Source organism: Sinomonas sp. G460-2 (genome assembly GCF_047759905.1).
GTDB lineage: Bacteria > Actinomycetota > Actinomycetes > Actinomycetales > Micrococcaceae > Sinomonas.
On the sequence record NZ_JBKZWT010000405.1, the window covers coordinates 1 to 2,747 of the forward strand.

3 protein-coding genes and 1 pseudogene are annotated in these 2,747 nt (G+C 70.2%); 3 read left to right on the forward strand and 1 reads right to left on the reverse strand.

What is annotated here, in order from left to right; translation table 11 throughout:
• Window positions 1–172: pseudogene (locus tag ACLN58_RS20525) on the forward strand (triosephosphate isomerase); the annotation flags it as partial.
• Here ACLN58_RS20525 and ACLN58_RS20530 read toward each other — a convergent pair.
• On the reverse strand, window positions 169–909 hold the full coding sequence (locus ACLN58_RS20530; RefSeq protein WP_415857082.1) for a FadR/GntR family transcriptional regulator: 741 nt from the start codon (window positions 907–909) through the stop codon (window positions 169–171). The pseudogene ACLN58_RS20525 and the gene ACLN58_RS20530 overlap by 4 nt on opposite strands.
• Before the next feature lie 140 nt (window positions 910–1,049).
• Between ACLN58_RS20530 and ACLN58_RS20535 the strand changes: the two genes are divergently transcribed.
• The gene (locus ACLN58_RS20535; protein ID WP_415857083.1) at window positions 1,050–2,537 is read left to right on the forward strand and encodes a four-carbon acid sugar kinase family protein; all 1,488 of its coding nucleotides are present in this window, start codon (window positions 1,050–1,052) and stop codon (window positions 2,535–2,537) included.
• Window positions 2,530–2,747, forward strand: a 218-nt coding sequence (locus ACLN58_RS20540; RefSeq protein WP_415857084.1) for an NAD(P)-binding domain-containing protein, incomplete at its 3' end; no start/stop codon positions are given. The genes ACLN58_RS20535 and ACLN58_RS20540, both read left to right, overlap by 8 nt.

Consider the following 2,747-nt stretch of genomic DNA (forward strand, 5'->3'; position numbering starts at 1 on the left):
CTTCCCGGGTTCCGCGGTGATCTACGGCGGGAGCGCCGGGCCGGGGCTCCTGCGGGCCGTGGGCGACGACGTCGACGGGCTCTTCCTGGGGCGCTTCGCCCACGATCCCGCGGCGCTCGCGGCGATCCTCGATGAGACCAGTGACCTCACGGCTGCGGCCCAGCCGGCCTAGGCGCCCGGCGTCACCGCCACCGGGACTGGGCTCGCGGGGTGGTCCTGGACGTAGGTCGTGAGGTCCTCGAGAGTCTGCGTCATGTGCGCGTCCATCGCGTCGCGAGCAGTACGCGAGTCCCGGGTCTCAAGGGCCTCCAGGACGGCCTCGTGCATCGTGATCGCGTGTTCCTGGATCTCCGGAACCTTCGATGTCTCCGTGCGGCGGGCCTCGAGGACACGGTGGAGCGGCTGGAAGACGGCGGTCAGGAAGACGTTGCCCGACGCCTCGAGAATCACGTCGTGGAACGCGAGGTCGGCGGCGACGAACTCCTCGAGGTCCCCCTGTGCGCGAGCCGATCGCATGTCAGCAACATGCGCGCGCAGTCGGGCCACGTAGGCCTCGGTCATGCGCGGCGCGGCGAGGGCGGAGGCACCCGTCTCGAGCATGCGCCGCAGCTCGATGAGCTGGATCGCGGCCGCATCGTTGCCCACCTGCTCCTGCGCAGCGCGCAGTAGGGCCTCGAGCGAGTTCCACTGGTCGACGGCGTTGACGAACGTGCCGCGCCCACGCTGAACGCTCAGGATCCGCTGCGCCTCGAGCGTCTTCATCGCCTCGCGGACGGTCATGCGGCTGACCTCGTGCTGCGCGGACAGCTCGAGCTCGCCAGGCACGAGCGTTCCCGGGGGAAACTCCCCCGCCACAATCCGATTCAGCAGGTCGTCGGCCACCTCGCCGACGAGCGACTTGCGAGCCATCGTTCTCCGTCCGTCGTTCCACCGTGAGTCTATGGTCCCGGATTTCGAGCCCCACGGAGTGTTGCGCCAGCGCCGTGATCCATGCCACGATATGTCAGACATCTTACCAAAACCCTCCCAAGCGACACGATGAGGTGCCCGTGATCCTGGAGCACGAACTGCTCTCGACCTTCCCTGCTGACACCCCCGTCCCGGCCCGGCTCGTGGCCGACGCCGTCGTGGCGTCCGGCCGCGTGCTCGTGGTCCTCGACGACGACCCGACGGGAACGCAGTCCGTCGCGGATCTTCCCGTTCTCACCAGCTGGGAGCTCGACGACTTCCGCTGGGCGTTCGAGAACCGTATCGCTGGGAAGCGTGCGGCCGCCGTCTACGTTCTCACCAACACCCGCAGCCTCGATCCGAGCGAAGCTGCCGCGCGGAACCGCGCCGTCGTCGAGAATTCGCTCGCCGCGGCCCGAGAGGCGGGTGTCGAACTGGCCTTCACGAGCCGGAGCGACTCGACGCTGCGCGGACACTTCCCGCTCGAGCCGGACACGATCGCGGACACGGCTCACGCGCTCGACGGCCGCCCCACGGACGGCGTGGTCATCGTCCCGGCCTTCCCGGATGCCGGACGCGTGACGATCGGCGGCACACACTACGCCCGAGCCGCCGACGGCGCACTCACTCCCGTCGCCGAGACGGAGTTCGCGCGCGATGCGACGTTCGGCTACGCGAACTCGGTGCTCGCGGACTACGTGGAGGAGAAGTCGGGAGGCCGCTACCAGGCCGCCGATGCCATCGTCCTCGACCTCGGACGGCTCCGCACCGGCACGCCCGCGGAAAGTGCCGCGGCGATCGCGGATGCCCTCGAGGGCGCCACCCAGCGCACCCCGATCGTGGCGGACACGGTCACGGAGAACGACCTCCGCCGTCTGGCCCTCGGCCTCGACGAGGCGGAGCGCCGCGGCAAGAAGCTCGTGTACCGCGTCGGGCCGCCGTTCGTGCGCGGCCGCATCGGCCAGGAAGAGCGCGAGCCACTGGGTCCCGATCAGGCGGTCGGCGCCGACGCGCCGCGGCACGGAGGACTCACGGTGGTCGGCTCCCATGTCGGACTCACGACGCGTCAGCTCGAGGCGCTCCTGCGCCGGCACCGCGCGCTCAAAGTGGTCGAGCTCGACGTCGAACGCCTCCTCGCGGGGGACGATGCCCACGTCGCCGAGACTGCCGAAAGAGTGGCCGCGGACCTTGCTGTGGGCGACGTCGTCGTCCATACGAGCCGTTCGCTCGTGACAGCCAGCAACCCCGCAGGCAGCCTCGCCATCGCCCGAAAGGTCTCAGGTGCGCTCGTCGACGTCGTGCGCCGCACCCTCGCCGCCTCCCGCCCGCGCTTCGTCGTCGCGAAGGGCGGCATCACATCATCCGACATCGCGGCCCACGGCCTGCAGATCAGGCGCGCGATCGTGCGTGGCCCCATGCTGCCCGGCATCGTCTCCCTGTGGGAGCCCATGGAGGGCCCGGCTCAAGGCATCCCCTATGTCGTCTTCGCCGGAAACGTCGGCGACGATGAGTCGCTCGCCGACGTCGTCGAGAAGCTCAGCGTCACCATGCGCGGGGCGCAGCAACAGAAGGAACTGATCAATGACTGAAACCCCGATGCGCCATTCCCCCTACACCGTCGTCGACACCGCCCCCGCCGGCAGCCTCGCCGCGGGCAGCACCGACGTCGGCTACACCGTCGCGATCCTCGGCCTGGGTGCTATGGGGCTGCCGATGGCCTCCCGGCTCGCCACGGGCCTCACCGTCAACGGCTTCGACATCGCCCCCGAGCGCCTCGAGCTCGCGCGCGCCGCGGGCGT

Bases quoted from the DNA above. Each gene is read 5' to 3' on its own strand.
- ACLN58_RS20530 (WP_415857082.1), bottom strand. From the start codon at position 909: ATGGCTCGCAAGTCGCTCGTCGGCGAGGTGGCCGACGACCTGCTGAAT.